The following is a 26326-nucleotide window of genomic DNA, read 5'->3' on the forward strand; positions in this document are numbered from 1 at the left end:
TCAGTCCTCACCCAGCCGCTGGAGCTCGTCGACGAGCGCCTCCGCGAACTCCGGGTTGTGATTTGCGCTCTGCGCGATCTCCGACGCCGCCTGTCGCTTCGGCTGACTGTCCGCCTCGACCAGATACTCCAGGGTGCGGTCCTCAGCCTCACTCACGGCCTCCCGCAGTTGGTCCGCCAGCGGCACCGAACACCGCGGGCAGAAATACGCGGTGCTCTTGACTTGCTCTCTGCAGTTCGGGCACGGCGCCATCGTCACCTCCGGCTCACCGTCCTCGCCGACGGCGTCGGGGTCGATGAACCCGTGTGCGGCCATGATGGACTCGTTGTGCTCGTCGGCCGTCGAGTGGTCGTACACGTCGAGCATCCGCAACTGCTGGTCGGTCAGCATCGACATGTGCTGGATGTCCCGGTCGGTCAACTCGCTGTTCGCAACCCTGGTCATGAACACGTGCCGGAAGTGATGCGGATGGACGTCGACATCGATTCCAGCACGGTCGGCGTGCCGGCGCAGGCTGTCTCGAATGGTGTCCCCAGATGCCGCACACTGCTCGCGCTCGTCCGGGTCGTACCCGTTCACGACCGGCCACAAGGGGGCGTCCGGATGCGGGTCCGGATGGTGACGGTTGATCCACTCCCGGAGCTCCGCCCGCGAGAACAAGATGGGGTAATCCTTCGACTCGACGCCCTTGAGGTTGACCGCCTCACTGTTCGGGCGGAACGTCGGCGTCTTCGTGTCGATACCCGACACGTCACCGACACGCAGCGACAGCGCGAGCGAGATGCGGGCGCCGACGTCCGCAAGGAAGTCGATGAGCGCAGGGTCACGCGGATTCTTCGCCGCGGCCTTCATCGCCTCGATCTCGTCCTCCGTGAGGAGGTCCTCCCGAGCGATGGTTTCGTCCTCGTAGTTCTGACTCGGGAGCTCGAGTCGCTCGCCGAAGTCGTACTCGCCGTACCCGGGCTCTTCGTCGAGCCAGTTGAAGAACACTCTGAGCGCGCGCTTGTACCCGAACACACCACCACCCTCGGGCGTCAAGCCGTAGCCGCCCTCGCTCTTCGGGTCGGTGAGCCGGCTGATGAACCAGCGCGCGTCCCGGATGTCCATGTCAACCAGGGGTGTTTCCGCACGCAGCGACGCGCGACGCAGGTTCCCCAGGTCGGAGATCTGAGTGTTCATCGCGACGTCACCGAACTCGCGGCGATGCTCGACGAACGCCGTGATTGCGGCTCGGTCACGGTCGTCGATGTCGGCCTCTTCGAGGCTCTCCCACTCGTTTGCGAGTTTTCCCCTGGTGTTGTTCGTGTCGGTGACGTCGACCATACAACGACGTGTACCGCCCACATATTAGGAGTTTGGAGCCGAATATGCGCCAGATGTTCGGGAACTAGTCGCATCTCGTCTACACGGCCGGTCGTCCTGACCGGCCGTACACTTCTTGACAGAAAACTGTCCTCTGGTTAGTAGGACGCCCGGGAAGTTCGCCTTTAGAACCGAACCTGGTGTCTGTTCGGTCGAAAGACCGAACCACGCCCTCGGCCACAACGCTTATGAGCGTTAGCCTTTACTACCGAACACGACCGTAATTCGGCAATCGAGGCGAACCAATGAATCTGGATGGCTCTATCTTCGTCGCACTGATCGGTGACATCCGTGGGTCCCGGGAGCTAGAAGACCGCAAGGGAGCACAGGAGGAGTTCAAACGAGTCGTCGACTCCCTCAACGAACGCCTTCCGGACAGCTCCATCGCTTCGCGGTTCACCGTGACGACCGGGGACGAGTTTCAGGTACTCCTCACCGATGCCGCCGATGCCGTCGAAGCTGCAGTCTCTGCAAGCGATCTGTTCCACCCTGCGAGACTGCGATTCGGTATCGGCCGAGGACAACTGGACACCGAGGTCAATCCGGACCAGGCTATCGGCATGGATGGCCCGTGCTTCCACCGGGCCCGGGAAGCGATCAATTCAGCTAAGAAGGACGGGGCGTGGCTACGCGTGAGTGGCTGGTCGAACGATCTGGACAGGCGCATCAACTCGATGTTCGACCTGGTACAGTGCGTCCGCGAAGACTGGACTGACCGCCAGGCCCAGTTCGCGCGGGCGCTGAAGGAAATGGGTGCCCAGAAACGCGTCGCGGACCACTACGACGTCTCGAAATCGACCGTGAGTGAATCACTCAGCGCCGGACACGTCCAGGAGGTACGCAGTGCCGAGGCCTCGTTAGCGGAGTTATTACAGGACAACCTGTACGGAGATGATAGACGATGAACGGATGGTTGACCGCTCTCGGTCCGGAGGGTACTGCCCTCGCATTGCTCCTTCTGGGCCACGTCCTCGGCGATTTCGTCTTCCAGACGGACGAGCTAGCGAAGAACAAGCACCGACCTGGCCCCCTTCTGTCTCACAGCGTGATAGTACTCGCCGTCCACGGTATCACGTTCATCCCGCTATTGACTCGCCAGACTGCCCTGATCGTGGGTCTCATCGGTGTCTTTCACCTCCTGATAGACGCCGTCTCGGCCCGGTTACGACATCGGAAGCCAGCGTCCGCTGGCCTGTTTTTGGGTGACCAACTGGCCCATCTACTCGTCATCCTCGTCGGATGGTCCCTGATGGACCCCTCTGCCTGGACGGCCGCACCGGTAGTGAACGCCCTCGGTGGCGTGGACCGACTGCCCTGGTCCGAGATAACCGCTGGGGCGCTGTACGTCTCCGCGTTCGTTTTCGCTCACGAAGGTGGCAACGCCATCGTTCGCGGAGTACTCCCAGAGGACGGACCCGAGACCGAGGAGGAGGACGATCTAGAGGCGGGCTCTCTCATCGGGAGTCTGGAGAGGTGGATAATCCTTCTACTCGGGTTGGCTGGCCGGTGGGAATCGGTAGCGCTCGTCGTGGCGGCGAAGTCGATCGCCCGGTTCGAGGAACTGAAGAAACGGGCGTTCGCCGAGTACTTCCTCGTCGGAACCCTGGCCAGTGTTCTGGTCGCGATAGTCCTGGCAGTACTGGTGTCTGTCCTGGTCTGAGAGAACTTCGGCGCAGCTGCGTTCTACGGACGCCCCTCGCTTTCGAGAGCGTTCTCGTCGGTCGGTGACGGTCTCGACACACGCGACGCGAGGGACTCCATCGGGCCCCGTTCGACCGACGATGCGCCAATCCGCACGTGCTATCCGCTGCGACAGGCACATTATCTCCAGTCTCGTGACAACAGAGTATGACCGCCGGCGGCGAATCACGAATCGGAATCATCTGCCGACCGAACCATCACGTGTTCGAGACAGTCGGGCGTCGCCTCGGCGACCGGGGGCACGAAGTGACGTACTTCGAACCGGGCCGGGAACTGCCCCGGTCGGCGGTCGAGGGACTGTCGCTTCTGGTCTGCAAGAAGGTCCGTCCGGCGTCGGTCAGGGCACTGCGCCTGGCCGACCGCGCCGGGGTGGCCACCTGGAACGGCCAGTTGCCGACGACGATATTCGCCTCGCGGCTGGTGATGCTGGAGGCACTGTCGGCGGTCGGGTTCCGCGTTCCGCCGGTGACCTTCGACCCACCCGAGGGCCCGTACGTCGCCAAGCCACTGTATAGCTGGGACGGCGACCCGGAGATCGGCGGGACGGGTGGGTTCTACCAGCCGCTACTCGATACCGACGGCCGTGATCAGAAGTGCTACATCGTCGACGACGACGAGCAGTTGCACACCGCGACGGTCGTCTGTTCGTCGAAGCTGTTCGGGGAGCGACGGGTGCTGGGCCACGAATCGACGCCCGAACGGTACGTCGACCGGATGCGCCGGTTGCTGTCGCTGACGGACGCACAGGCGCTGGGCGTCGACGTCATCGACGCGGACGGGACCCACTACGCCGTCGACTGCAACGCCGCGCCGAGTTTCAGGGCCGCAGGACTGGAGTCGGCCCTGACCGAATCGATCCACCAGAAGGTCCCGGACACCGATTGACGTCCCCAGCAACCCACCCGCTCCTCGCACGCCGTCACGGCTCGGAGGGACCAACCGTGATGCGAACCTGTCCATCGGGCAAGATGTAGACGACCGTCGGCGAGGCGAAGTCGATTCGTTCCGAGGTGAACTGTGCAGTGGTCGTCGCGTCGTCGGTCCGGACGTGCATCTCTCTCGTCGTCCCGTACTCGAACTGCAGACCGATTTGGGCGACGCCGCTGTGCGGATCGATGGTGTAGTCGAGTCGGAGCGGCGACTCGGAGCCGTTCCGTTCTAGTTCGACGTGTACCGGGGTCGATTCGTTCGCGAGGTTCACCACGTCGAAACTCGTGAGGTTGGGACGGTAACTTCGATGCCGAACCGACCGGAAGTCGTCTCCATCGATACGGATAGTAGTGTTGTCGGAGACGTAGTAGTGTGTCGACACGGCGACGTCGATGTGCTGGCCGTTCGCCAGTGGGACACCGCCCATACATTGCACGCGGACGACGAACGCTGACTCGAGGGCGACTCGAGTATTGCTCCGACAGGTTATCTGGTTCTCCGTCGGGTTGGCGTCCAGATGCCGGTTGTAGGTCTTCGCTGCCTCGTACGTGGTCGTGTAGTTCGAGACCGTCTGTTCGGTGAGCGTGTCCGGTCGCTCGGGGAGGGGTTCCGGTGGTGCGGACCCGAGCGTCGGGACCATACCAGCCAGACAGCCAGAGACGAGGACGGTGAGGACGACGGCTGACACCGCGACGTTCGAGACCATAAATTAATGCACAGATGCGCCACCAAAATACGTTGGGTCCCTCGAAGCGTTACTTCGGGTCCGCCCGGGAATCTACGGCTCCTTCTCCAGACAGTTCGGCAAGGATCGGATGTGCGTCGTAACTCCCGTCAATCGAGCAGTGCGAGCACGGCCATACCGACGATGTATACGGTTAGCGCGCCCACTGCGGTCGCGCTGGCGCCGTAGAGGTCGTGATGCTCGAAAAACGTGATTCCTCGATGTGCGAGTACAGCCTGGAGATAGATACTCCCCCCACCACCGACAGCGAACAGGATCAGTCCCACCAGTTGCGCCCGTACCGGGTGATTCCACCCCGACCACGAAAAGCCGAGGCGAGACCGAATCTTCTCGTTTCTATTGACCATGCCAACAATAGTCAACAAACATATTTAAAAGTATTGGTAGTTTTGATGAGTACTTCTTCAAACCAATAAATTTCGAATGACTGTTCGAGCAAGAGCGGTGCGGCAGGGGTGGATTAGAGGTAGTCGACGATGTCCTCGCCGACTTCGATGTGTGGCCCACTGACTTTTTCGCTGTAGTTAGCGTACCACGGAGGGGCATCGGCCCAGTAACCGGGGGCGACCCCGTATCGAACCGCTTCCTCGTTGAGCCAGCCCACGTGGTCATCCCACATGAGGAGCGTAAGCCACCTCCCGGAAAGGTCGATGTGACTGAAGAACACCGAGTCGATCGCAATCCCGAGCAGTCCGCCGAGCGCGATTCCCCAGTATCCGCCGACACGGGCACCGACAAGCGCTCCTAAGGTGCCAGCGATTACGTCACTATAGGTGTTGAGGGATTCGCCGCTTTCGATTGCGAGCCCCCCAACGTAATGGTCGTCGTAGACGTATCCGCCGCAGTCTCCGACGACGTCGACGTGAAAATCCCAATCCGTAATCCAATCGTCGTGGGTCTGCACCCCGACGCTGGTTTCGGAAGGGTTCGTCAGTCCCTGTTCGCTGGCTGCTTTATCGACCAAGGAGACAGTGTGGTTCTCTTTATCAACCTGGAAGAGGTACGCACCGTTCTCATTGGCATCGGTATCGCCCACATTCGTGACCATCACGAGGGTGAACTGCTCGGTTTCTCTCACTACCTCCCACGTGATACCCTCGTTGGGGTTCGTTTCGTTACTGGTCGTCCCACTGGCAGCGACCGTGGACGATGCGGCGCCGAGCAAGCCGACACAGGCGCCGGTCGTTTTGAGGACGCTTCTCCGGTTCCTGCCCCGTTCAGTTGGCATTGTAAATCACCATTACAAACTACCACTGGTGGTAATTAGTATTAAACATTTGGTATACGGTGGATGTGAATAAATTATAGTATCGGTATAAATTTAACAATTACTGAACATGGACTATTCCTAAAGGAAGCTGATTTCCCGGGGAGTATCGCACGACTTCGTCCTGCTGGTGAACGTCATCGGTGCGACCGCCGACCCCAGGTACTGACACCCCCGAGGCATCTCGACGCACGTGGCTCCCACTCTGGAACGAGACCGTGCGCTGTTTCGAGGACCGGTCCACCGCCACCGTCGCCCAAATTCCCGGTGCACTCGGGACAAATCCTGTCGCCGTCGAAGAAATTATTACCACGGGTTCTCCGTTATCTAAAAATATAAATACCGTTGGTATAATTGGTAACTGCGGTACGGGGCTACAGCGGACTCCAGGAATTCGATGCCATGGTTGGGCCACCGCAGAATTCTCATCCCCCCTTCGGCTGTGGCCCCTTTTCGACTCTCGACCGCCGGCAGGTACCTCGGCGACGAACGACCGACTGGACGGTGTCTGAGTGCACGAATCGCGACAGCGTCAGTCATCATTTTTATCGTGCTGGCCCCTGGACGTCCTCCCATGGCGACACGTTCGTTCCCCCAGTCGTTCCGGCAGCGATTGCGATGGGCGATCCGCGAGAGCCTCCTCATCGCGGGTATCTTCCTGTTCTGGGTCGGGGTCGGCCTCGTGCTGATGGCGGTCCTGAGCATCGTCGCGTTCCTGATTCGAACGGCTCGACTCGATTCGTTGCGGTTCGTGTACGAGTTCGCTCGACGGAGCGCGTTCGTCTGGACCGTCCTGACGCCACCTGCGACGGCTACGGCAGGTCTGTACGTGCTCGTCAGGGCCGGGACGATACTGCTTGACCGGTACCAGTCACCCCCGGCGCCGGACGAATAGTGTGAAGCGAACGTCCGGTCCGCAGGCGATACCGACCGGTGTCGAAGAACGACGCCCGTGCGACGGCCCCTGTTCGAATCGACGGACCCGAAGTACCGAACTCCCGTAACTACTTACTCGTCCGTCCTCGTTCGCGGAGGTATGGACGACCCGTTCGTCGTCGCTGGCATCACCCTGATGGCGGGTGCCGGCGCCCTGTTCGTCGGGGGGCCACTCGGGATGCTCCTCCTGGGAGGTGTCCTCGTCACGGTCGGATTCTTCGGGCTGGAGAGGGACGAGACGCACGAACCGACGGTCAACTGTTCGTCGTGCGGTGCGGTGAATCCACGCGACAACGCCGTCTGCCACCACTGCGAGTCCCGCCTCGAAGGGGCGTGAACGGACCCCGGCCGAGGGTCCCCCTCCGGACTGCCCGATTCGATAGACGCGAGGCACGGTGACGTGAATTTATCCGTCTCTCGCCCGTCGGGACTGGCAATGAGCGCGAAGCGAACGGACGGGGGTGAAACCACCCAGTCCGCCGTCGAGACGGAGCTAGACCGCGACATCGGCATCGTCGGGGCGGTGGCACTCGGCGTCGGGACGATGATCGCCGCGGGCATCTTCGTCCTCTCCGGACTCGCCGTCTCGAACGTGGGCGCGATGGCCATCGTCTCCTTCCTCGTCGCCGCGGTCGTCGCGAGTTTCACCGCGTTCGCGTACGCCGAGTTCGCCTCCATCTATCCCGAGAGCGGCGGCGGGTACGCGTACGTCGCGAACACGTTCGACAGCGACCTGAGCTACATCGTCGGGTGGTCGATGATACTGGGCTACCCCGCCAGCGCGGCGTTCTACCTCGCGAGTTTCTCCGACTGGTTCTTCGAGTTCATCTACCCGGCGCTGGACGTCTCGCGGGCGATTCCGTTCTGGGTCTCTGGCGTGCTCGTCCTGCTGTTGCTCATCGGGGTGAACCTCAAGGGCACCGAAGAGACGGGGCTGTTCCAGATCGTCGTGACCGGCCTGAAGGTGCTCCTCATCGTCATCTTCCTCGCCGGCGGGCTGACGGCGTTCCAGACCGGCGTCGTCGCCGGTTCGTTCGCGGACAACCTGGACAACGTCGCCCAGATCGGTCTGACGAGCGCGCTCGTGTTCATCACGTTCTTCGGCTTCGAGGCCATCGCGACCAACGCCGAGGAGATAGAGGACCCCGGGGAGACGGTTCCACGGGCCATCTTCGTCAGCATGGGGCTGGTGACGGTCGTGTACGCGCTGGTCGTCACCGTCATCGTCCTCGCGGTGAACAACGGCGAGTTCCTCGCCTTCCTCGCCGAGCAGGTCGGCATCCCGCAGTCGCAGGCGACGAGTTACATCGCCGGTCACGGCGAGGTATCGATGGCGTACGCCGCCCAGCACTACCTCGGCGGCGCGGGTTTCTACGTCATCATCGTCGGCGCGCTGTTCTCGATGCTCTCGGCCGCGAACGCGACCATCCTCGCCGGGTCGCGGGTCAAACTCGCGATGAGTCGCCGCGACCACCTGCCCCGCCAGTTCGAGGACCTCCACGACTCGCTGAACACGCCGTGGGCGTCCGTGCTGTTCACCGGCACGCTCATCCTCCTGTTCATCGGCCTGTTCAGCGTGCTCCTGCGGGCGTCGGGGGAGGGTGCACACCACGCCAAGAGCGCGTTCGAGACGTTCTTCCCGGCCCTGGCCTCGGGCGAGGGCGGGAGCAGTCGGCCCCTCGTGGAGGCGGTGACACAGCCACAGCTCGGCATCTCGGCCATCGCGCACTTCGCGGACTTCATGCTCCTGACGGGGCTCATCGCGGTGAACGTCGCCGTCGTCAGGTCCCGGCGGACGAACCAGGACCTCGACCGGCGGTTCACGGTGCCACTGGTGCCGTGGGTGCCCATCGTCGCGGTGCTCGCGAACCTGGTCCTCGTCGGGAACATCCCGCTCGACATCGTCGTCTTCGGCCTGGTCGCGGAGGTCGTCGGCGTCGGCTTCTGGTTCGGCTGGCGCACCCTCCGGTCGGAGTCGGCCGTCGCCGAGCGCGAGGCACCGACGGTCGTCCACGAACGCCACGAACCCGAACGGGACTACCAGTTGCTGGTCCCCGTCGCGAACCCGGCCCACGTCGACCAGTTGATGAACACGGCGACGGACGTCGCGGCCGCGAACGACGGCGAGGTGATCGCGATGACGGTCGCCAGACTCCCCGAGCAGACGCCCCTCTCGGAGGGACGGGACCTCGCCGAGGAGCGCAGCGAGGTCACCCGGCGCGCCATGGCCGCCGTCGATAGCGACGAGGTACCGGTCAGCGGCGTCGTCCGCGTGGGCCACCACGTCGACGCCGCCATCCTGCACACCATCGACCAGTTCGACGTCGACGCGGTGTTGCTCGGCTGGAAGGGCCGACGGAAGCGTCGTCGCGACCACGTCCTCGGGAGCACCGTCGACGAGGTCGTCGTCGAGGCACCCTGTGACGTGCTCGTCGAACGCGTCGGGCCGGCGAGCGACGAGACGGTCGAGTCGGTGCTGTTGCCGACGGCCGGCGGGCCGCACGCCGAGTACGCCGCCTCGGTCGCACGAGCCGTCGCCGTAGCGAACGACGCGACCGTCGAGGTGCTCCACGTCAGGACGGACGAGGAGTCACGGGGGAGCGCCGAGTCGTCCATCGAGGTGACCGCCGAGGGACTCGACGGCGTCGCGGTCGAGACGCAGGTCGTGGACTCGAACGACGTGGTCGGCACCATCGTCGACCGGTCCGGAGACCACGACTGCACCGTCATCGGGGCGACCCGCGAGGGGCTCCTCCAGCAGTTCGTCTTCGGGTCGATTCCGGAGGCGGTCGGCGAACGGGCCGCGGGCGCCGTCATAATGGCGAAACGAGGGCTCGGCCTCCAGTCGAGGCTACAGACGCTCCTCGGCCAGCGAGAGCGCTAGTCCCGCCCGAACAGCCGTTCTCGCAGGCTGGTCTCGCGTTTCTTCTCGGCCAGCAGCACCGAGCACTCGACGTCGTCGACGACGTCCATGACGAGCGACCCGGAGAGGAGTCGCGAGAGCAACCCGCGCTCGGTCGCACCGACGATGAGCATGGACGCGTCTCTCGAGTGGGTCTCGATGGCCGCCTCGACGTCGCCGCTGTCGTCGACGATGTACGTCGCGTCGGTGAGGTCGTGCTCTGCGGCCCAGTCGGCGAGGAACGCCTCGGCCTCCTGGTGGGACTGCTCGTCCGGGTCGCGGACGTAGAGGAGCGCGACCTCGGTGTCGTACTGCGCTTGCAACGCGTTCGCGACCCCGGCGGAGAGGTCGGAGTCCGGGCCACCGGCGGTCGGGACGAGGACCCGTTCCGGGTCGAACCCGCGGTCCTTCAGCACGAGGAAGTCACACGGCACGTCCTGCGTGAGTTCGTCGACGCGGGACTCCGCGCGACCGTGTGAGTGCTTGCCCCAGCCCATCACCACGAGGTCGGCGTCGTGCGTCCGGGCCGCGTCGAACACCTCCTCGAACGACCGGTGCGAGAGGATGGTGTGGGTCTCGACGGGCACGTCGAACGCCGCCGCGTGTTCGCGGGCCCGTTCGAGCAGTCCCTGGCCGGTCGCGTCGAGTTCGTCGACGTGGTCGCGGGCGTACTCGAGCGACGTCTGGTCCGGCACCTGCACGATGTGGGTCGCCACGACGGTCCCGTCCCGTTGCTTCGCGATGGCGCTTCCCAGCGAGACGAGGTCCTGCTCGTGTTCCGGGTTGGCAAGCGGGACCATCACGCGGTACTCGCCGCCGTCCGGGGCGACCGTGGTCGCGGCGGTGACCGCGGGTTCGGGCATCTCGTCGGCACGCGAGAGGATCCAGTCCGAGAGGACGCCCTGGTCCGTCGTCTTCGACCGGGCGTAGACGAGGTACCAGACCGTGGCGAAGGCGACGAAGCCGAGGCCCAGCCACTGCACCTCCGTCGTGATGAAGTAGATGAGCGCGAACGAGGATAGCGCGCCCATGATGGGCGTGACGGGATACAGCGGGACGGTGTACGAGGGGTCGTAGTCCTCGACGTCCGCCTCGCGCATCACGACGAGTGCCAGGTTGAGCAACCCGTAGATGACGAGGTGCAGGACGCTCCCCAGTTCGGCGAGCATCTTGATGGGGGCGACGACGATGAACACGAGGATGAGGCCACCCGTGATGCCGATGGAGCGATACGGCGTCCCGAACCGGTCGTGTATCTCGTTGAGCGACGGCGTGACGATGCGGTCCCGCCCCATGGCGAAGTTGATGCGCGAGGAGGCGAGGATGCTCGCGTTCGCGCTGGAGGCCGTCGCCAGCAACCCGCCGAACAGGAGTGCGCCGGCGAGCAGGCCACCCTGCAGGGTGCGTCCCACCTCGACGACCGCTATCTTGCCGGCGGAGAGGCCGTCGATGAACCCGGCGGGGACGGCCGCGCTCATCACGACCAGCACCAGCGCGTAGATGGCGGTGACGATGACGACGCTCCCGATGACCGCCCGCGGGAGGTTGCGGTCGGGGTCCTTTATCTCCTCGGCGACGCTGGTGATCTGGACGAACCCGAGGTACGAGACGAAGATGAGGCCCGTCGTCTCTATCATCGGAAGCGTCCCCTTGCTCCCGGGCAGGTTCACCGGGTCGGCGTGGAGCGACCCGATGGCCGTGAACACCGTGAGGATGGCGACGAGGATGAGGACGATGACGTTCTGGAGTCGTCCCGTCTCCTTCGCGCCGACGTAGTTGACGGCGACGAACAGGCTCGCACCCGCGAGTGCGACGAGTTTGAGCGTCGGAACGGTCACCCCGAACAGGGCGTACCCCTCGGCCAGTCCGAAGATGTTCCTGATGTACTCGCCGAAGCCGACCATGTAGAACGCGGAGGCGAAGGCCAGGCCCAGCCAGTTCGACCACCCGGCGACCGACCCGAACAGCGGCCCGAGCGCCCGGTTCACGTAGTAGTACGCGCCGCCGGACTTCGGCATCGCGGTGCCCAGTTCGGAGGCGGAGAACGCCGTCAGTATGGCGATGACGCCGCCGAGGACGAACGACCCCGCCGCGAGCGACCCGGCGTCGCTGATGGCGTCGCCCGGCAGGACGAAGATGCCCGCACCGATCATCGTCCCGACGCCGATGGTCAACGCGGCGAGCGGGCCGAGGTCCTTGGCGAGTTCCTCGTCGCTCATTCGCTCCCTCCGGGCAGTGCGACGACTGGCCGGTCGGTGTCGGTGATGAGGTCGAGGGCGGTGTCACCCGTCAGGAACTGGACGAGTCGACTCCCGCCACGGGGGACGAACGCGATGGCGGAGGCGTCGATCTCGGCGGCGAGGTCGAAGATGGTCTCCGAGACGTCCGTCCCGAAGGCGACTCGCGTCTCGACGGTGACGCCTGCGTCGGCACACCGGTCGCGGACGAGTTCGAACGCCTCCTCGGCGTACTCCTCGCGCTGTTCGACGGACGCCTTGTCGGGCGCACCGCCGGCCTTCTCGACGACGTGGACGACGGTCAGACTGGCGTCTGGGGCGAGGTACGGGAGGAGTGAGTCGAGTGTTTCGGCGGCGTCGTCGGGACTTGCGATCGGGACGAGGGGATGCGAGAGCAGCGGGTCGACCATCACCCGCCACCTCCGCCGGGTACCGAGTAGTGGCATCGGTGGTGCGGTTCGACGGTCTGGGCTCTCCGTGGGTGTCTCATAGTCGGTCGTAATGGGCCGCTACTCAAATAGTTCTCTGTCTCGGCCTCACACCTCGACAGCCCACAACCGGTACCCCGCCGGCCTGTCGAACACCGTCTGGAACGCCTCGTCGACGAACTGGGCGACCCGTTCGTCGTCGGTCCGGACCGACAGTCGGGCGTGCGTTCCCTCGCTCTCCTCGGGCCTGACGAGGTCCTCGACGGTTATCGCCGGGTACTCGCCGGCGAGCGCCTTCAGGCGGTCGAGTTCGTCGTCCGTGCAGTCGAGCGCCATCGTCGTCTCGAAGAACTGGACCCACGGCGCGCCGTGTCCCTGCTCCCGGTCGGCGTCGTCCGGGTCGGTCGTCAGGGTGACGTAGGGGCTGGCGCGCTCGCGGTGGGCGGCGAGGGCGTCGACGACCAGCGCGCGTCGTCCCTCGGGGTCGGTCGCGGCGAAGCGCGTCATGCCGCACGCTTCGTCCGAGTGCGCCATCAGGGTGACGGACCTGCGGCGTCGCGTGGTCCGGACGGTCCGGGATACGAAAACATTACTTGCCGGCGATAGACGTTCCCGGTATGGCCCTCAGGACACCGCCGTTGCGCGGACACCACGACGAGGCAGGCGCGACGTTCACGGACTTCGGCGGGTGGGAGATGCCCGTCGAGTTCGAGGGTATCCGTGCCGAACACGAGGCCGTCCGCGAGGCCGCGGGCATCTTCGACGTCTCGCACATGGGCGAAATCGAGGTGTCCGGGCCGGACGCGCCCCGACTGATGCAGCGCCTGACGACGAACGACGTCGGGGCACTGTCGCCCGGCGACTCCCAGTACTCCTGCATCACCGACGAGGACGGCGACATCATCGACGACACCGTCGTCTACCGCCGGCCCGACGAGGGCGACGAACCGACGTACCTGTTCGTCCCGAACGCGGGTCACGAGGACCTGCTGCACTCGCGCTGGACCAACTACCGCGACGACTGGGGCCTCGACGCGACCGTCGACGACCGCACCGAGGACTACGCGATGTTCGCGGTGCAGGGCCCCGACGCCGTCGACCACGTGTCGTCGGCCGCCAGCGACTCGGTCAGCGGCCTGTCGCGGTTCACGGCGACGACGACCGACGTCTCGGGGGCCGAGTGTCTGGTCGCCAGGACCGGCTACACCGGCGAGGACGGGTTCGAACTCGTCGTCCCGTGGGACGCCGCCGCCGACGTGTGGACGGCGTTCGACGACGTCCAGCCGTGCGGGCTTGGCGCCCGCGACACCCTGCGACTGGAGGCCGGCCTGCTCCTCTCGGGGCAGGACTTCGACCACGAGGCGAACCCGCGGAACCCCTACGAGGCCGGCATCGGCTTCACGGTCAAACTCGACACGGAGTTCGTCGGCCGGGACGCCCTCGAGGCGGTGAAAGAGGAGGGCGTTGAGGAGAAACTCGTGGGCATCCGCCTCATCGACAGGGGCGTCCCGCGACACGGCTACGACATCACGGACACGGACGGGACCGTCGTCGGGACGGTCACGAGCGGTACGATGAGTCCGACGCTCTCCGAACCGATCGGACTGGGCTACGTCCCGGCCGAACTCTCGGAACCGGACACGCTCCTCCGGGTCGTGGTCCGCGAGGACCCGAAGAAAGCCTGCGTCGAACCACTCCCCTTCTACGAACGAGACCAATGAGCTTCGAAACACCAGACGACCGGAAGTACAACGAATCGCACGAATGGGCACTGCGCGACGGCGACACCGTCCGCGTCGGCATCACCGACTTCGCCCAGGACGAACTCGGCGACGTGGTCTTCGTCGAACTCCCCGACGTGGGCGAGTCGGTCACGCAGGACGAGGCCTTCGGCGTCATCGAGTCCATCAAGGCCGTCTCGGACCTGTACGCGCCCGTCTCGGGCGAGGTCACCGCGGTCAACGAGGACCTGTTCGACGCGCCGGAACTCGTCAACGACGACCCCTTCGGCGAGGGCTGGATGCTGGAGATCGCTCTCGACGACGAGTCCGAACTGGACGACCTGTCGAGTGCCGACGAGTACGCCGACCAGGTCGCCTGAGTCCCCGTTCTCGCCGCCGCGTACTCGTTGCCCGGACCCGGCCACGTAGCGTCGGCGTCGCGGTGGAAAATTTCGCCGCCGAGTATGCAGAAACGAGTGTATCGAACCCAGAGCGCCCCCGGTTGTGTACACCGACGTGCACATCTTTCGCGGGGGAACCACGGCAATCATATGCGAGTAGTCCCAATCGCGCTACTGTGAATCGAACCATCGGCCGTGGGCCCGCCGCGGGCGAACGCTCTCACACCGTAGTCACACCATGAGTGGACACGACACATCCCAGGGAAGCCCATTCGCGCCGCACACCCGAGCGGACACCGAGGCGATGCTCGAGGCCATCGGCGTCGACAGCGAGGACGACCTCTTCGACATCCCGGAGAGCGTCCGCTTCGACGGCGAGTTCGGCATCGAGGCACGCGACGAGCGCACCGTTCGGGCCGAAGTAGCAGCCACCCTCGACCGCAACGACGACCTGGTCGAACTGCTGGGGCGGGGCCACTACAGCCACTACGTCCCCTCGGTCGTCGACCACCTCTCGTTGCGCTCGGAGTTCCTCACCTCCTACACGCAGTACCAGCCAGAGGTCACGCAGGGCTTCCTGCAGGCGCTGTTCGAGTACCAGTCGATGCTGGTCGAGTTGACCGGACTCGGCGTCGCCAACTGCTCGATGTACGACGCCGCGACGGCGCTCGGCGAAGCCGCGACACTCGCCGACAGGCTCCGGTCGACGTCGGGGACGCGCGTGCTGGTCCCCGAACACCTCGCCGACGGACGGCGTGGGGTGCTCGAGAACTACGTCGCCGGCACCGACCTCACCGTCGAGTCGTACCCGATGGACGACGGGAACGCCGACGTGGCGGTGCTCGCGGACCGGGTCGACGACTCGGTCGTCATGCTGTACGCCGAGAACCCGACCGTCCGTGGCTGCGTCGAGGAGCGCCTGACCGACCTCGGCGACCTGGCACACGACGCCGACGCCGTCTTCTGTCTCGGCTCGGACCTCGTCTCGCTGGCACTGCTCGAAGAACCCGCGAGCGTCGGCGCCGACGTGGTCGTCGGGGCGGCCGACGTGCTCGGCCTGCCGACGAGTTACGGGATGGGACTGGGCCTGTTCGCCACGCGCGAGGAGTACGTCCGGCAGGTCCCGGGCCGACTCGTCGGCGCCAGCACGGACGACGGCGGCCGGCGCGCGTACACCCTGACGCTACAGACGCGCGAACAGCACATCCGCCGCGAGCGCGCCACCTCGAACATCTGTACGAACCAGGCGTGGGTCGCCCTGCGGGCGGCGATGCACGCCGCGTCGCTCGGTCCCGACGGACTGGCCGACCTCGCCGCCGAGTCGGTCCGGGCCGCCGAGGACCTCGCCGACCGCGTGACCGACATCGTCGGCGTGCGGGCACCCGTCCACGACCGCCATCACGTCCGCGAGTTCGTCGCCCACACCGACCAGCCCGCACCGGCCATCGGGAGCGACCTCGAGGACGAGGGCTACGCGGTCCACGTCCTCGGCGAGCACGAGATACAGCTCTGTGCGACGGGGGCGACCGACCCCGAACTCGACGAGTTCGTCGAGGTCTTCGCGGAGGTGGCACGATGAAGTACGACCAGGCGCGCTGGACCCACGACGAGGACCGGTACGAACCGCTGCTCAGCGAGAAGCACACCGCCGAGGCCGAACTCGACGACTCGCCGCTCCCGGCAGACCTGACCCGCGACTCCCTCGAACTGCCCGCGCCCTCGGAACCGGAGATCGCCCGGCACTACACCCGGCTCTCGGAGATGAACTACGGCGTCGACTCCGGGCCGTACCCGCTCGGGTCGTGTACGATGAAGTACAACCCGAAGTTCACCGAGGACGTAGCGGCCCTCGACGACGCCGCGGTCCACCCCGACCGCTCGCCGGAGTCGGTCCAGGGGACGCTCTCCCTGCTGTACGGCCTGCAGGACTACCTCGGTCGCATCGGTGGGATGGACGCGGTGACGCTCCAGCCACCCGCCGGCGCGGCGGGCGAGTTCACGGGCGTCCTCGTGGCGAGGGCGTACCACGAACACCACGGCGACGACCGGACGGAGATAATCGTCCCCGAGAGCGCACACGGCACCAACTTCGCCAGCGCGGCGCTGGCCGGGTTCGACGTGGTCGAACTGCCGGGTGGTGACGACGGCCGCGTCGACCTGGAGGCGCTCGACGCCGCGCTCTCGTCCGACACCGCACTCCTCATGCTCACCAACCCGAACACGCTCGGCCTGTTCGAGCGCGACATCGAGGAGATCGCGGAACTGGTCCACGACGCCGGTGGCCTGCTCTACTACGACGGCGCGAACCTGAACGCCCTGCTCGGCCGTGCCCGCCCCGGCGACATGGGCTTCGACATCATGCACTACAACGTCCACAAGACGTTCGCCACGCCACACGGCGGCGGCGGCCCGGGTGCCGGGCCCGTCGGCGTCGTCGAAGACCTCGCGCCGTTCCTCCCCAGTCCGCAGGTCGAACGGGGCGAGAACGGCACGTACGGTCTGTTCGACCCCGAGCACTCCATCGGGAAGGTACACGGTTACCTCGGCAACTGGCTGGTGCTCGTCAAGACCTACGCCTACATCGCCCGCCTCGGCGACCCCGGCCTCTCCGACGCCAGCGCCAAGGCGGTCCTCAACGCGAACTACCTCGCATCGCAGATCGAGTACGAGGTCCCCTACGGCCCGTTCCATCACGAGTTCGTCGCCAGTGCGGGCGACCAGGACGCGGCCGACGTGGCAAAGCGCATGCTCGACTACGGCGTCCACCCGCCGACGACGAAGTGGCCCGAGATAGTCAGCGAGGCGCTGATGACCGAACCGACCGAGATAGAGAACCGGACGACGCTCGACCAGCTGGCGGAGGCGTTCAACGCCGTCGCGGGCGAGGACGACGAGACGCTCCGCGCCGCCCCCGAGCGCACGACGGCCCGGCGCATCGACCAGACCTCGGCGGCGCGCGACCTCCGACTCTCCTGGCACGCGCTCGACGAGGCGTAGTCGGCACGCGCCCCGACCGGTGCTCCAGTCGGCGTTCCTCGTCCGTCACTCGAACAGTGCGATGGCCTGCCCGTAGCGACGGGTCGGTTCCTGCCAGTCGACCACCTCGAAGAAGGCGTCGACGAAGTCGCCCCGGGCGGGGCCGTAGTCGTGGTAGTACGAGTGCTCCCACACGTCGAGTGCGAGGATGGGGTGACTGCCCCAGACGGCACCCCGGTCGTGTGCGTCGACGACGACGTTCCGCAACCGGCCGCTGACGGAGTCGTAGACGAGCAACGCCCACCCGGAGGCGTCGCCGGCGGCGGCCTCGAACTCGCCCTTCCAGGCGTCGTAGGAGCCGAAGTCCGCCTCGATGCGCTCGCGGAGCGCGCCCTGGGGGTCGTCGCCGCCGGTCGGGGACATGCACCGCCAGAACAGGTCGTGGAGGACGTGCCCCGAGGAGTTGTGGGTCACGCTCCGGATGGCGTCGGCCGAGTCGTCGAACTCGTCGGCGGCGCGGTTCGCTTCGAGCGTCTCCTCTGCGGCGTTCCACCCGTCGACGTAGCCCTGGTGGTGGGTGTCGTGGTGCCAGCGCAGCACCTGCTCGCTGACGTGCGGTTCGAGTGCGTCGTAGTCGTACGGCAGTGGTTCGAGTTCGTAGTTCGTCATCGGTGTTCGACCACTCGCGACGAGGGACGCCCCGGAGAAATATGTTAGCTGAACTATATTTTTGTAGGTGTCACTACATTTCACCGGGCGAGCGCCGTTCAGAAGAGTAGCAGGGGCACCATCACGGCGAACCCGGCGAGCAGTCCGCCCGCGAGTTCCGGGTACCCCTTCGACTCCAGGCTCTCACCAGTCTCGAGTGCCTCGGGGACGAACTCGGTGAGGACGAGGTACACCATCGCGCCGGCCGCGAAGCCGAAGCCGAACGGGAGGAAGTCCTGGGCGACCCTGACGAACGCGAAGGCGATGACCGCCCCGATGGGCTGGGGCAGACTGGAGAAGACGGCCGCGCCCACCATCCGCCAGCGGCTGACCCCCATCGCCCGGAGGGGGATGGAGATGGCCAGCCCCTCCGGGATGTTGTGGATGGAGATGGCCACGGTCATCATGATGGCGAGGACGGGGATGCCGAGGCCGAGGATTCCAACGCCACCGGCGAGTTCGGTTCCCATCTCGGCGAAGGAGACGCCGACGGCGACGCCCTCCGGGAACGAGTGGACCGTCAGGACCCCGAGGACCAGCACGAGTTTCTTCAGGTCGCCATCGGCGACCACGTCCGGGTGGACGAGACTGGCGTGGTCGTGGCCGTGTCCGTGACCGTGGTCGTCGTGTTCGTGGTCGGCGTAGTCGACGCGTTCGAACTCCGCCGCGCCGCCGTCGGTGGCGCGTGCACCGCCCTCGCCGCCGTTGGCGTACCCCGCCACGTCGACCCTGTCGAGGATGCGGTCGGCGACGACGACGAGGACGACGCCGGCCCCCACGCCGACGAGCAGTACCGTCGGGAACCCCTCCGAGACGGCCAGGCCCTCGTTCATCAACCCGAACAGCGACGCCGACACCATGATACCCGAGGCGACGCCCCAGAGAGCGACGTTCCACCGGTCCCCGACGTCGTCGACCAGGAAGAACGGCAGCGCGCCGAGACCGGTCGCCAGTGCGGTGACGAGTCCGGCCAGGAAGACGACGACGAGGTTGCCCACGAGACTCATGCGTGAACGTAGTCGTTCGGCATGGATAAATCCTATCACGAACGTTACAATTTTTCGGTCGGCCTAAACGCAGTCGCCGGGTCTGGAAAGGGCTATGTGGGGGCCGCCGGACGGGTCGAGTATGGACTCGCGAATCCCGGGGTTCTACGACGAGGACCGCGAGACGAGGACGGCGACGGTGGCAGAACGCTGCGGCCTCGCGGACGACGCCGTCGAGGCGCTCGAAACCGGCGGCGACGTCGAACTCGCGGACCGACTGAGCGAGAACGTCGTCGGTCGCATCGGCTACCCGCTGAGCGTCGCGACCAACTTCGTCGTCGACGGCGCGGACGTCCTCGTCCCGATGGCGATAGAGGAGTCGAGCGTCGTCGCGGCGGCCTCTCACGGCGCCAAACTGGCCCGCGAGGCGGGCGGGTTCGAGACGGACGTCTCCGGGCCGTACATGCTCGGTCAGATACAGGCCGTCGACGTGGCCGACCCGCACGCTGCGCGCGGCCGGGTGCTCGACGCCCGCGAGGACGTCCGTGCGCTGGCCAACGACCAGGGCGTCCTCGTCAGCCACGGTGGCGGTTGCGACGACGTGACCGCCCGGGTCGTCGACACGCCGACGGGCGAGCAGGTCGTCGTCCACCTCGTCGTCGACGTCTGCGACGCGATGGGCGCGAACGCGGTGAACACGATGACGGAGGCCGTCGCCCCTCTCGTCGAGGACCTCACCGGCGGCGAGGTGTCCCTGCGCGTCCTCTCGAACCTCGCCGACCGCCGCCTCGCCCGGGCGCGCTGTCGCGTGGCCCCGGCCGACCTGGACCACGACGAGACCGACCGCTCCGGCGAGCAGGTTCGCGACCACATCGTCGACGCCTGGGCGTTCGCCGCCGGCGACCCCTACCGCGCCGCGACGCACAACAAGGGCGTGATGAACGGCGTCGACGCCGTCGCGCTCGCGACGGGCAACGACTGGCGCGCCATCGAGGCCGGGGCGCACGCCTACGCCGCCCGCGACGGCTACGGGCCGCTCTCGACCTTCGAGGTCGACGCCGACGGCTACCTCTCCTGTTCCATCGAACTCCCGATGCAGGTCGGCACCGTCGGCGGGACGACGAGTTCGCACCCGACGGCCAGCGCCGCCATGGAGGTCCTCGACGTCGAGTCGGCCGACGACCTCGCCGGCGTCTTCGCCGCCGTCGGCCTCGCCGAGAACCTCGCCAGCCTCCGGGCACTCGTCAGCGAGGGCATCCAGACCGGCCACATGAAACTGCACGCCAAGAACGTCGCCGCACAGGCCGGCGCACCCGACGACCTCGTCGACGAGGTCGCGGCGAGACTGGTCGCCGAGGAGGACGTCCGCGCCGGGCGGGCGCGGGACCTGGTCGAGGAACTGACCGAGTAGACTCGCCAGCCCCGTTCCTCAGAGGTACGCAGACAGCGCGGCGTCCCGGCGCTCCGCGAGGTAGCGGTCGACGTCGTCGCGGCCCCAGCCAAGCGGCGAGACGACGCTCTCGGCGGCCCGGGTCGCCAGGTCGGCGTAGAAGTCGGCGTCGTAGGTCTCGCAGGCCTCGAACGCCAGTCTGACGCGCTCTGCCGTCCGGTTCGCGTCGTCGTCGACGACGACGTACTCGACGGCCTGCCCGGGGTGGCGGTCGACGCCGTGGCGCTCGTAGCGCCGGAGCGCCCCGACGGTGCGGCTCTCCTGGTCGTAGGCGCCGAGGCGCTTGCCGGCCCGCTTCGTGACGACGAGTTCGTCGGGGTCGACCCGACCGGCGTGGAGGTCCCGCAGGTGGACCCGGAGGCGGTCGACGACCGGTTCCGGTTCCCGGTGCTCGTCGACGACGTCCAGCAGGTCGCGCTGGACCGTGGCGACCCAGTCGGGCGTCGAGTGCTGGCGCGCCTCGATGCCCCGTAGCTTGTAGTCGCCGTCGTCGCTCCGGCCGAAGTACCGCGTCAGCGCACCGGCGTCGGTGCCCCGACGCGGGACGAAGCAGACCCAGTCGTAGTCGGCCTCGCGTTCGAGTCGGATGCCCGCCCGCTCGGTGACCTCGGCGGCCAGGTCGTCCAGCGGTTCCTGCTCGACGCCCTCGCGGGGGGTGACCCACAGCGAGTCGACGATGGCGTGGACGACGTGCCAGCCGCCGGCCTCCAGGGCCTCCTTCGCGTCGAGCAACACCTCGCGGGCGAAGGCGTTGATGGACTCGTGGCACTCGATGCGGCCGAACTTGGCGTTGCGGTAGCCCTGGTAGCCGAAGCAGGAGACGAGCACCCACTTGATGGCGGCCGACCTGGCGGCGGCCCCGTCGGCCCCGGGGTCCTCGGCGAGGCGTTCCTTGCACCCGGTCCGGTCGTCCAGCAACGGTCGGAGCACGTCGGGGAGGAAGCCGTCCTCGTCGCAGACGGAGTAGCCGAGGCCGGGCACGTCCTCGCGGTCGGCGTGGCAGTCGCACCCGACGGTCTCGGGGCTGACGTTGTGCTCGCAGATGACGTTCGGGTACAGCGACGCGAAGTCGAGTTCGTGGACGTCCTCGTGGAGGCCAACCTCGGGCGAGAGCGTGACGCCGCCGCGGTCGGCCGTGTGGAGCGTCCGGGCGGTCTTGAACGTCTCCGGTTCCCACTTGTTCCACGGCACGAGGACGCCCCTGTCGAGCGCCTCCCGGGTCTGCATCGCGGTCAGGACGGTGCCGATGCTCGCCCAGCCGACCTCCTGGACCGGCCGCCACGAGCGCCCGACCATGTAGCGCAGGCCGGCGAGGCTGGACTCGTTCCAGAGGAAACTCGTCCCGGTGACGACGATGGCCCGTCCGGGGACGGCGTACCGGGCCGGCGAGTGCCCGACCCGTCCGTAGCTCTCGTAGGTGTTCGCCCCCGCGAGCCGGGTCCAGCCCGGACGGCGGCCGAGGTCGAGGTCCACGTCGCACTCGGCGGCCGCCTCGTACAGCACCGGGACGAGGTCGGCGTGGCTCGGCAGGAGCACGTCGGGGTCGACGCGGTCGAGTCGCCGGGCGAGCGTCCGGAGCGCCGCGTCGGCCGTGTCGCCGGCGGGTTCGCCCTCGACGCGGAGGTCGGCGACGCGCCCGGCGGCCAGCGCCGGGTCGTCGACGTCGATTCGGAGCGTTCGAAGCGGTTCGGTCGGCACCGGCGAGGTGTCCGTCTCGACGCAGTAGCGAAAGCCCGGCGCGAAGTCCACGTTGAACAGGCAGAACGTCCCCGGGGCGTACGACCCGCGCTCGTGGTGGTGACGGATCTCGTGGGCGAGCGTCCTGACCTCGTCGACGCGGGCGCAGTCGACGCGAAGCACGGGTTCGGCGTCGTCGGCGTGGAGGTCGAGTCGCCACTCCTCCGTCAGGGTCTCGACGACCTTCGGGTCGGCCGCGAGCGCCTCGCGCAACTCGGCGCGGGCGTCGGCCGGGCCGGCGACGTAGATGCTCGGGTGGTAGTCGGTGCGCTCGACGGCCTCGACGCCGTCGCCGTCGCGGTGCCACTCGACGACCCGGTCCGCGAGGAAGTCGACGGCGAACATCACCCGGTCACCTCGTCGTCGGACCCGGTCGAATCGTCGTCGTCGTCGTGCGTGGCGAACTCGCCGTCCTCCGCGGCCGCCAGTCGCTCCCGAAGGGTCCGTATCTCGGCCTCGTGGGCGAGCAGCATCGACAGCAGGGCCGCCACCTCGGGGTCGGTCGGGTTCCGGTAGCCGGCGGCGTGGGCGTGGGCGTCGGCGCGTTCGAACAGGCGGTCGAAGTCCGCCTGGCGCTCGTACCGGAGCGCGCGCCGGAACGGGCGGTAGCGCTCCTCGAACCGTCGCAGGTAGTCGCGGTAGGTCGGGTTCGTCCGTCCCATCGTCACACCCCCAGGGCGAACTCGGCGACGGTCGGTTCGGCCGGGTCGACGGCGGCCACGACGGACCGGTCGACGACCGCACCACAGCGGTCGACCCAGTACGGGATGGTCGTCTGCCAGCCGTCAGCGACGGGGTACACCGTCGTCTCGAAGTCCTCGCCGTCGTACCGGAAGCCGAAGCGGGTCCGGGTGCAGTCGAGTTCGCCGTCGGCGACGCTCGCGAGGCGGTCGCGGGCCTCGCTGGTGGCCGTCGCGAGGACCGGCACGGAACGCGACCGGGCGAGGTCGGCCAGCACGGCGACGGTGGCGTCGAGCAGGTCGGCGGCCTCCCCCTCGGGCACGTCGTCGTCGCGGTAGAGCGCGCCGAGGTTCGGACAGACGACCAGGCCGGTGCGGGCGTCGACCCGCCGGACCAGCGTGCGGACGAGTTCGTGGTGCTGGTAGGCGGTGAACGCCCGGGCCACGCGGACCCGGTCGAGCAGTCTGTCGGTCGGTGCCACCGCGGCGAGCGCGTACGTCGTCGCCGCGTTCCGGGCGTCGACCCAGTACGCGTGGCCGGCGTCGGACCCGAGCGTCCGGGCGACGAGGTCGTGCAACGCCGTCGACCGAGCGTCGGGCGTCGATAGCAGCGTCAGTCCGGGACCGAGTGTCGGTTCGTCGTCCATACGGGAAGGGACGCGGAGCTATCATAAAAGTGACAGAGTGGTCGTTCCGGAAGTTCCGGGAATCGCCGAAACCACCGATAACGGGTCTATTGGGGGCTGTAACACCGTTCCGGGAGCGTTCCGGAAACGTTCCGGAAGTCCCGCCGACCGGGGTCAGTGCGTCCGGACTCGCCAGTCCGAGGAGTTGAGCAGGTCGACCCCCGTCTCGTGGACGATGCGCTCCCCGGCGCCGTCGAGCGGTCGGACGAACACGGTGTACTCGTCGGCGGTGACCCGTGACAGGACGGGGTGGCGGGTCGAGTGGAAGCCGAACCTCGACAGGAGGTCGTCCGGGAAGAGCCGTTCGTGCTGGTAGAGCCCCTTCACCGAGACGGTGGCGGCGTCCCGGTGGTCCACGAGGACCTCCCGGAGGAGCGCCTCGAACGCCGGCCGGGTGGCCGCCGACACCCGCGGGACCGCGTCGACGATGGTCGGGTCGGCGCGCTCCTCCCCGGGGCGTCGCTTGACGAGGAGTGCGGCCCTCGTCTCTCCGCAGTCGGTCGCGCGATAGGTGACGTACTCCCAGTTCGGGTTGGCGTCGAGCCAGCGGTAGAACGTCGGTTCGCGTCGCGTGTGGACGGTCCGCGTCGAACGCGGGTCGTAGAGTCGAGCGAGCTGGTCGGCGGCGACGCCCGTCCGTCGTTCGACGGTCCACCGCGACGCGCCCGGGCGACCCGGTCGTCTGGCTCTCCGGTACGCCCGGGTCGCCGCGTTCGCGACCGGGGCGGCCAGGCGACCGACGGGCGACGGGACCCGTGCCTCGACGAACGGGCCGGGGCGCTGGACGCGGACGTGGTGGTGCGGTCCGGTGCCGAGCGTCTCGAAGCCCAGTTGCCGGTAGCCCGGCGCGGACGACTCGTTGCCGAAGTTGAAGCAGACGGACGCGCCCGCCTCGGCGTACCGCTCCAGCCCCCGGGCCATCATCCGCGTGAAGAGCCCCCGTCGCCGGTGGTCGGGGTGGACCATCAGGCTGACCAGGTAGACCGCCGTCAGGTCACAGAGGCCCGCCCGCATCGGGACGGGGACCGCCGGGCGAGCACCGACGACGTCGCCGTCGGTCTCGGCGACCAGCATCGGCGTCCCGTCGAGGTACGGGCTGGTCTCGAACTTGTAGGTGAGCCAGTCGTCGTCGGGTTCGTTCCCCCAGACCGTCTCGTAGAGTCGACGGACGTCCTCGGCGTCGCGCGACTCGTACGGCCGGACCACGTACTCGTCGTGCTCGCGCTCGCGCTCGCGTTCGCCAGGTCGCACCGACGTGGACTGGCTCATGGCCGAGAAACGGTCGTCTACGGCCATAGTTATCCGATGACTGTGACGAGGATAGGCCGTCGCTACGCGGCGGACCGGTCGTCAGGGCACGGGTGCCGGTTCGACCACCCGGTAGGTCCGCCCGCGCCCCTCTCCTGCCTTCTCCAGCAGGTCGTACTCGCAGAGCTTGTTCAGGTGTTTCCGGCGGGTGCGCCGGACCATCGGTTCGTCGACGCGGGCCTCGTACCGCTCGTGGAGCATCGCCGAGTCCACCTCGCCGGCCTCGTGGACCACCTCGTACAGCACGCGCTGGTGGCGCGAGAGTTGCGAGAGGGTCTTCCGACGCACGTCGTGTTCGCCCTCCGGGATGGCGGCGGTGACGTGCGCCGGGTCCAGCGCGTCCGCCCCGGCGTCCTGTGCGTTCCGGGCCGCCATCCGGAGGACGTTGATGGCGAGGCGGGCGTCGCCCGCGGCGGCGTCGGCGATTCGTTCGAGCTGTGCCGTCTCGACCGTGCCCGGTTCGAAGCCGAGTCGCACCCGGTCCTCCAGGATGGAGACCAGCTGGTCGGTCGTGTACGGCGTCATCCGGATCGACGTACAGGTGCGGAGCCGACTCTGCAGGCGCGGGTCGAGGTCGGCGAGGAACTCCTCCTCTTGGTTGGCGACGAGGACGACGGCCACGTCCGGGACCTGGTAGAGGTCGTAGAGCACGTCCGTGTCCCGGAGCACGTCCACCTCGTCGAGGATGGCCACGTAGGGTTCGCCGTGGTCGCGTAGCTGGCGGACGAGTTCGTCGACGGGCGTCGACTGGCGGTGGACCGCGGCGTCGGCGTCGACGTTCTCCAGCAGTCGTTCGAGGACGGCAAAGCGCGTCGAGTCGGTCCAGCAGTTGACGTACTGGTGGGCGACGTCGCGGACCTCCCGGCAGAACTGCGAGACGATGTACTGCGCACAGCAGGTCTTGCCCGCCCCCGGCGGCCCGTGGAGGAACGCGCTCCCCGGCCGGTCGTCGTCCGCGACCGGACGCAACGCCGTCGACAACTGGTTGAGTTCGGCGTTCCGGTGGCGGACCTCGGAGGGGACCCACTCGTCCCGGAGCACCCGCGGGTCCGTTATCATGTCCGGTGGATTCGGTCCCCGGCATCGTAAGTCGACTGGGACCGGAGTGAAAGTGACGAACCGGCCGTCAGCCGTCGACTCCCGGCGACGACGCGTCCCCGGGCCG

The 26326-nt window shown here is 67.3% G+C and carries 25 protein-coding genes; 11 read left to right on the top strand and 14 right to left on the bottom strand.

Annotated elements, in window-relative coordinates; all coding sequences use genetic code 11:
- Entirely contained in the window at positions 1–1323 is a 1323-nt protein-coding gene (locus ACSC1W_RS06195; RefSeq protein WP_435346065.1) for a site-specific integrase, read from the bottom strand.
- Positions 1324–1607: 284 nt separating this feature from the next.
- Between ACSC1W_RS06195 and ACSC1W_RS06200 the strand changes: the two genes are divergently transcribed.
- From ACSC1W_RS06200 to ACSC1W_RS06210, 3 genes are all read left to right on the top strand, one after another.
- Positions 1608–2267 carry a SatD family protein gene (locus ACSC1W_RS06200; RefSeq protein ID WP_435346066.1) on the top strand — a complete coding sequence of 220 codons (660 nt, stop codon included), beginning with the start codon at positions 1608–1610 and terminating at the stop codon, positions 2265–2267.
- Positions 2264–3022, top strand: coding sequence for a DUF3307 domain-containing protein (locus tag ACSC1W_RS06205; RefSeq protein WP_435346067.1), 759 nt, complete (start codon positions 2264–2266; stop codon positions 3020–3022). The genes ACSC1W_RS06200 and ACSC1W_RS06205 overlap by 4 nt, the downstream gene beginning before the upstream one ends.
- A gap of 188 nt (positions 3023–3210) precedes the next feature.
- Positions 3211–3948: an ATP-grasp domain-containing protein gene (locus tag ACSC1W_RS06210; RefSeq protein ID WP_435346068.1), complete on the top strand. Its 738-nt coding sequence runs from the start codon at positions 3211–3213 to the stop codon at positions 3946–3948.
- A gap of 34 nt (positions 3949–3982) precedes the next feature.
- Here ACSC1W_RS06210 and ACSC1W_RS06215 read toward each other — a convergent pair whose 3' ends face one another.
- From ACSC1W_RS06215 to ACSC1W_RS06225, 3 genes are all read right to left on the bottom strand, one after another.
- Entirely contained in the window at positions 3983–4699 is a 717-nt protein-coding gene (locus ACSC1W_RS06215) for a hypothetical protein (protein ID WP_435346069.1), read from the bottom strand.
- Between the two features lie 128 nt (positions 4700–4827).
- On the bottom strand, positions 4828–5085 hold the full coding sequence (locus tag ACSC1W_RS06220) for a hypothetical protein (RefSeq protein ID WP_435346070.1): 258 nt from the start codon (positions 5083–5085) through the stop codon (positions 4828–4830).
- A 113-nt stretch (positions 5086–5198) separates the two neighbouring features.
- The gene (locus ACSC1W_RS06225) at positions 5199–5966 is read right to left on the bottom strand and encodes a hypothetical protein (protein WP_435346071.1); all 768 of its coding nucleotides are present in this window, start codon (positions 5964–5966) and stop codon (positions 5199–5201) included.
- Positions 5967–6579: 613 nt separating this feature from the next.
- Here ACSC1W_RS06225 and ACSC1W_RS06230 point away from each other — a divergent pair.
- The 3 genes from ACSC1W_RS06230 to ACSC1W_RS06240 all read left to right on the top strand — a co-directional run bounded on the left by ACSC1W_RS06230 (position 6580) and on the right by ACSC1W_RS06240 (position 9825).
- Positions 6580–6900, top strand: coding sequence for a hypothetical protein (locus tag ACSC1W_RS06230; protein ID WP_435346072.1), 321 nt, complete (start codon positions 6580–6582; stop codon positions 6898–6900).
- Positions 6901–7041: 141 nt separating this feature from the next.
- Positions 7042–7278 carry an eS26 family ribosomal protein gene (locus ACSC1W_RS06235; protein ID WP_435346073.1) on the top strand — a complete coding sequence of 79 codons (237 nt, stop codon included), beginning with the start codon at positions 7042–7044 and terminating at the stop codon, positions 7276–7278.
- Positions 7279–7377: 99 nt separating this feature from the next.
- Positions 7378–9825, top strand: a complete 2448-nt coding sequence (locus ACSC1W_RS06240) for an amino acid permease (protein ID WP_435346074.1) — start codon at positions 7378–7380, stop codon at positions 9823–9825.
- On the opposite strand, the gene ACSC1W_RS06245 is transcribed toward ACSC1W_RS06240, so the two are convergent.
- The 3 genes from ACSC1W_RS06245 to ACSC1W_RS06255 all read right to left on the bottom strand — a co-directional run bounded on the left by ACSC1W_RS06245 (position 9822) and on the right by ACSC1W_RS06255 (position 13015).
- Positions 9822–12062 carry an amino acid permease gene (locus ACSC1W_RS06245; protein WP_435346075.1) on the bottom strand — a complete coding sequence of 747 codons (2241 nt, stop codon included), beginning with the start codon at positions 12060–12062 and terminating at the stop codon, positions 9822–9824. The genes ACSC1W_RS06240 and ACSC1W_RS06245 overlap by 4 nt on opposite strands.
- Entirely contained in the window at positions 12059–12490 is a 432-nt protein-coding gene (locus ACSC1W_RS06250) for a universal stress protein (protein WP_435346076.1), read from the bottom strand. Before ACSC1W_RS06250 ends, ACSC1W_RS06245 begins: the two co-directional genes overlap by 4 nt.
- A gap of 126 nt (positions 12491–12616) precedes the next feature.
- Positions 12617–13015 (bottom strand): DUF7975 family protein, encoded by a 399-nt coding sequence (locus tag ACSC1W_RS06255; protein ID WP_435346077.1) that lies wholly within the window; start codon positions 13013–13015, stop codon positions 12617–12619.
- Positions 13016–13125: 110 nt separating this feature from the next.
- On the opposite strand from ACSC1W_RS06255, the gene gcvT reads away from it, so the two are divergent.
- From gcvT to gcvPB, 4 genes are all read left to right on the top strand, one after another.
- Positions 13126–14229 (top strand): glycine cleavage system aminomethyltransferase GcvT, encoded by a 1104-nt coding sequence (gcvT, locus tag ACSC1W_RS06260; RefSeq protein ID WP_435346078.1) that lies wholly within the window; start codon positions 13126–13128, stop codon positions 14227–14229.
- Positions 14226–14609, top strand: coding sequence for a glycine cleavage system protein GcvH (gcvH, locus tag ACSC1W_RS06265; RefSeq protein ID WP_435346079.1), 384 nt, complete (start codon positions 14226–14228; stop codon positions 14607–14609). The genes gcvT and gcvH overlap by 4 nt, the downstream gene beginning before the upstream one ends.
- A gap of 259 nt (positions 14610–14868) precedes the next feature.
- Positions 14869–16209 (top strand): aminomethyl-transferring glycine dehydrogenase subunit GcvPA, encoded by a 1341-nt coding sequence (gene gcvPA, locus ACSC1W_RS06270; RefSeq protein ID WP_435346080.1) that lies wholly within the window; start codon positions 14869–14871, stop codon positions 16207–16209.
- Complete coding sequence (gene gcvPB, locus ACSC1W_RS06275; protein ID WP_435346081.1) at positions 16206–17627, top strand: aminomethyl-transferring glycine dehydrogenase subunit GcvPB; 1422 nt, start codon at positions 16206–16208, stop codon at positions 17625–17627. Before gcvPA ends, gcvPB begins: the two co-directional genes overlap by 4 nt.
- Before the next feature lie 45 nt (positions 17628–17672).
- Here the strand turns inward: gcvPB and sod are convergent, their stop codons facing one another.
- Both sod and ACSC1W_RS06285 read right to left on the bottom strand, forming a co-directional pair.
- Positions 17673–18275, bottom strand: coding sequence for a superoxide dismutase [Mn] (gene sod, locus ACSC1W_RS06280; protein WP_435346082.1), 603 nt, complete (start codon positions 18273–18275; stop codon positions 17673–17675).
- A gap of 98 nt (positions 18276–18373) precedes the next feature.
- Positions 18374–19321, bottom strand: a complete 948-nt coding sequence (locus ACSC1W_RS06285) for a ZIP family metal transporter (protein WP_435346083.1) — start codon at positions 19319–19321, stop codon at positions 18374–18376.
- 121 nt (positions 19322–19442) lie between these two features.
- On the opposite strand from ACSC1W_RS06285, the gene ACSC1W_RS06290 reads away from it, so the two are divergent.
- The gene (locus ACSC1W_RS06290) at positions 19443–20711 is read left to right on the top strand and encodes a hydroxymethylglutaryl-CoA reductase, degradative (RefSeq protein ID WP_435346084.1); all 1269 of its coding nucleotides are present in this window, start codon (positions 19443–19445) and stop codon (positions 20709–20711) included.
- A gap of 18 nt (positions 20712–20729) precedes the next feature.
- On the opposite strand, the gene ACSC1W_RS06295 is transcribed toward ACSC1W_RS06290, so the two are convergent.
- From ACSC1W_RS06295 to ACSC1W_RS06315, 5 genes are all read right to left on the bottom strand, one after another.
- Entirely contained in the window at positions 20730–22832 is a 2103-nt protein-coding gene (locus ACSC1W_RS06295; protein WP_435346085.1) for a type B DNA-directed DNA polymerase, read from the bottom strand.
- The gene (locus ACSC1W_RS06300) at positions 22832–23149 is read right to left on the bottom strand and encodes a DUF8156 family protein (RefSeq protein ID WP_435346086.1); all 318 of its coding nucleotides are present in this window, start codon (positions 23147–23149) and stop codon (positions 22832–22834) included. Before ACSC1W_RS06300 ends, ACSC1W_RS06295 begins: the two co-directional genes overlap by 1 nt.
- Positions 23150–23151: 2 nt before the next feature.
- Positions 23152–23814 (bottom strand): hypothetical protein, encoded by a 663-nt coding sequence (locus ACSC1W_RS06305; RefSeq protein ID WP_435346087.1) that lies wholly within the window; start codon positions 23812–23814, stop codon positions 23152–23154.
- A gap of 153 nt (positions 23815–23967) precedes the next feature.
- A complete protein-coding gene (locus ACSC1W_RS06310) occupies positions 23968–25122 on the bottom strand; it encodes a GNAT family N-acetyltransferase (RefSeq protein ID WP_435346088.1) in 1155 nt (384 codons plus the stop codon).
- Between the two features lie 81 nt (positions 25123–25203).
- On the bottom strand, positions 25204–26220 hold the full coding sequence (locus ACSC1W_RS06315) for a Cdc6/Cdc18 family protein (RefSeq protein ID WP_435346089.1): 1017 nt from the start codon (positions 26218–26220) through the stop codon (positions 25204–25206).
- Between the last annotated feature and the right edge of the window lie 106 nt (positions 26221–26326).

The sequence above is a fragment of the Haloarchaeobius marinus genome (assembly GCF_051207415.1).
In the GTDB taxonomy this organism is placed as follows: domain Archaea; phylum Halobacteriota; class Halobacteria; order Halobacteriales; family Natrialbaceae; genus Haloarchaeobius.

What these genes read in the sequence shown, in the direction of transcription:
- ACSC1W_RS06195 (WP_435346065.1), bottom strand. Translation starts at nt 1,323, where the DNA reads ATGGTCGACGTCACCGACACGAACAACACCAGGGGAAAACTCGCAAAC.
- ACSC1W_RS06200 (WP_435346066.1), top strand. Translation starts at nt 1,608, where the DNA reads ATGAATCTGGATGGCTCTATCTTCGTCGCACTGATCGGTGACATCCGT.
- ACSC1W_RS06205 (WP_435346067.1), top strand. Translation starts at nt 2,264, where the DNA reads ATGAACGGATGGTTGACCGCTCTCGGTCCGGAGGGTACTGCCCTCGCA.
- ACSC1W_RS06210 (WP_435346068.1), top strand. Translation starts at nt 3,211, where the DNA reads ATGACCGCCGGCGGCGAATCACGAATCGGAATCATCTGCCGACCGAAC.
- ACSC1W_RS06215 (WP_435346069.1), bottom strand. Translation starts at nt 4,699, where the DNA reads ATGGTCTCGAACGTCGCGGTGTCAGCCGTCGTCCTCACCGTCCTCGTC.
- ACSC1W_RS06220 (WP_435346070.1), bottom strand. Translation starts at nt 5,085, where the DNA reads ATGGTCAATAGAAACGAGAAGATTCGGTCTCGCCTCGGCTTTTCGTGG.
- ACSC1W_RS06225 (WP_435346071.1), bottom strand. Translation starts at nt 5,966, where the DNA reads ATGCCAACTGAACGGGGCAGGAACCGGAGAAGCGTCCTCAAAACGACC.
- ACSC1W_RS06230 (WP_435346072.1), top strand. Translation starts at nt 6,580, where the DNA reads ATGGCGACACGTTCGTTCCCCCAGTCGTTCCGGCAGCGATTGCGATGG.
- ACSC1W_RS06235 (WP_435346073.1), top strand. Translation starts at nt 7,042, where the DNA reads ATGGACGACCCGTTCGTCGTCGCTGGCATCACCCTGATGGCGGGTGCC.
- ACSC1W_RS06240 (WP_435346074.1), top strand. Translation starts at nt 7,378, where the DNA reads ATGAGCGCGAAGCGAACGGACGGGGGTGAAACCACCCAGTCCGCCGTC.
- ACSC1W_RS06245 (WP_435346075.1), bottom strand. Translation starts at nt 12,062, where the DNA reads ATGAGCGACGAGGAACTCGCCAAGGACCTCGGCCCGCTCGCCGCGTTG.
- ACSC1W_RS06250 (WP_435346076.1), bottom strand. Translation starts at nt 12,490, where the DNA reads ATGGTCGACCCGCTGCTCTCGCATCCCCTCGTCCCGATCGCAAGTCCC.
- ACSC1W_RS06255 (WP_435346077.1), bottom strand. Translation starts at nt 13,015, where the DNA reads ATGACGCGCTTCGCCGCGACCGACCCCGAGGGACGACGCGCGCTGGTC.
- gcvT (WP_435346078.1), top strand. Translation starts at nt 13,126, where the DNA reads ATGGCCCTCAGGACACCGCCGTTGCGCGGACACCACGACGAGGCAGGC.
- gcvH (WP_435346079.1), top strand. Translation starts at nt 14,226, where the DNA reads ATGAGCTTCGAAACACCAGACGACCGGAAGTACAACGAATCGCACGAA.
- gcvPA (WP_435346080.1), top strand. Translation starts at nt 14,869, where the DNA reads ATGAGTGGACACGACACATCCCAGGGAAGCCCATTCGCGCCGCACACC.
- gcvPB (WP_435346081.1), top strand. Translation starts at nt 16,206, where the DNA reads ATGAAGTACGACCAGGCGCGCTGGACCCACGACGAGGACCGGTACGAA.
- sod (WP_435346082.1), bottom strand. Translation starts at nt 18,275, where the DNA reads ATGACGAACTACGAACTCGAACCACTGCCGTACGACTACGACGCACTC.
- ACSC1W_RS06285 (WP_435346083.1), bottom strand. Translation starts at nt 19,321, where the DNA reads ATGAGTCTCGTGGGCAACCTCGTCGTCGTCTTCCTGGCCGGACTCGTC.
- ACSC1W_RS06290 (WP_435346084.1), top strand. Translation starts at nt 19,443, where the DNA reads ATGGACTCGCGAATCCCGGGGTTCTACGACGAGGACCGCGAGACGAGG.
- ACSC1W_RS06295 (WP_435346085.1), bottom strand. Translation starts at nt 22,832, where the DNA reads ATGTTCGCCGTCGACTTCCTCGCGGACCGGGTCGTCGAGTGGCACCGC.
- ACSC1W_RS06300 (WP_435346086.1), bottom strand. Translation starts at nt 23,149, where the DNA reads ATGGGACGGACGAACCCGACCTACCGCGACTACCTGCGACGGTTCGAG.
- ACSC1W_RS06305 (WP_435346087.1), bottom strand. Translation starts at nt 23,814, where the DNA reads ATGGACGACGAACCGACACTCGGTCCCGGACTGACGCTGCTATCGACG.
- ACSC1W_RS06310 (WP_435346088.1), bottom strand. Translation starts at nt 25,122, where the DNA reads ATGAGCCAGTCCACGTCGGTGCGACCTGGCGAACGCGAGCGCGAGCGC.
- ACSC1W_RS06315 (WP_435346089.1), bottom strand. Translation starts at nt 26,220, where the DNA reads ATGATAACGGACCCGCGGGTGCTCCGGGACGAGTGGGTCCCCTCCGAG.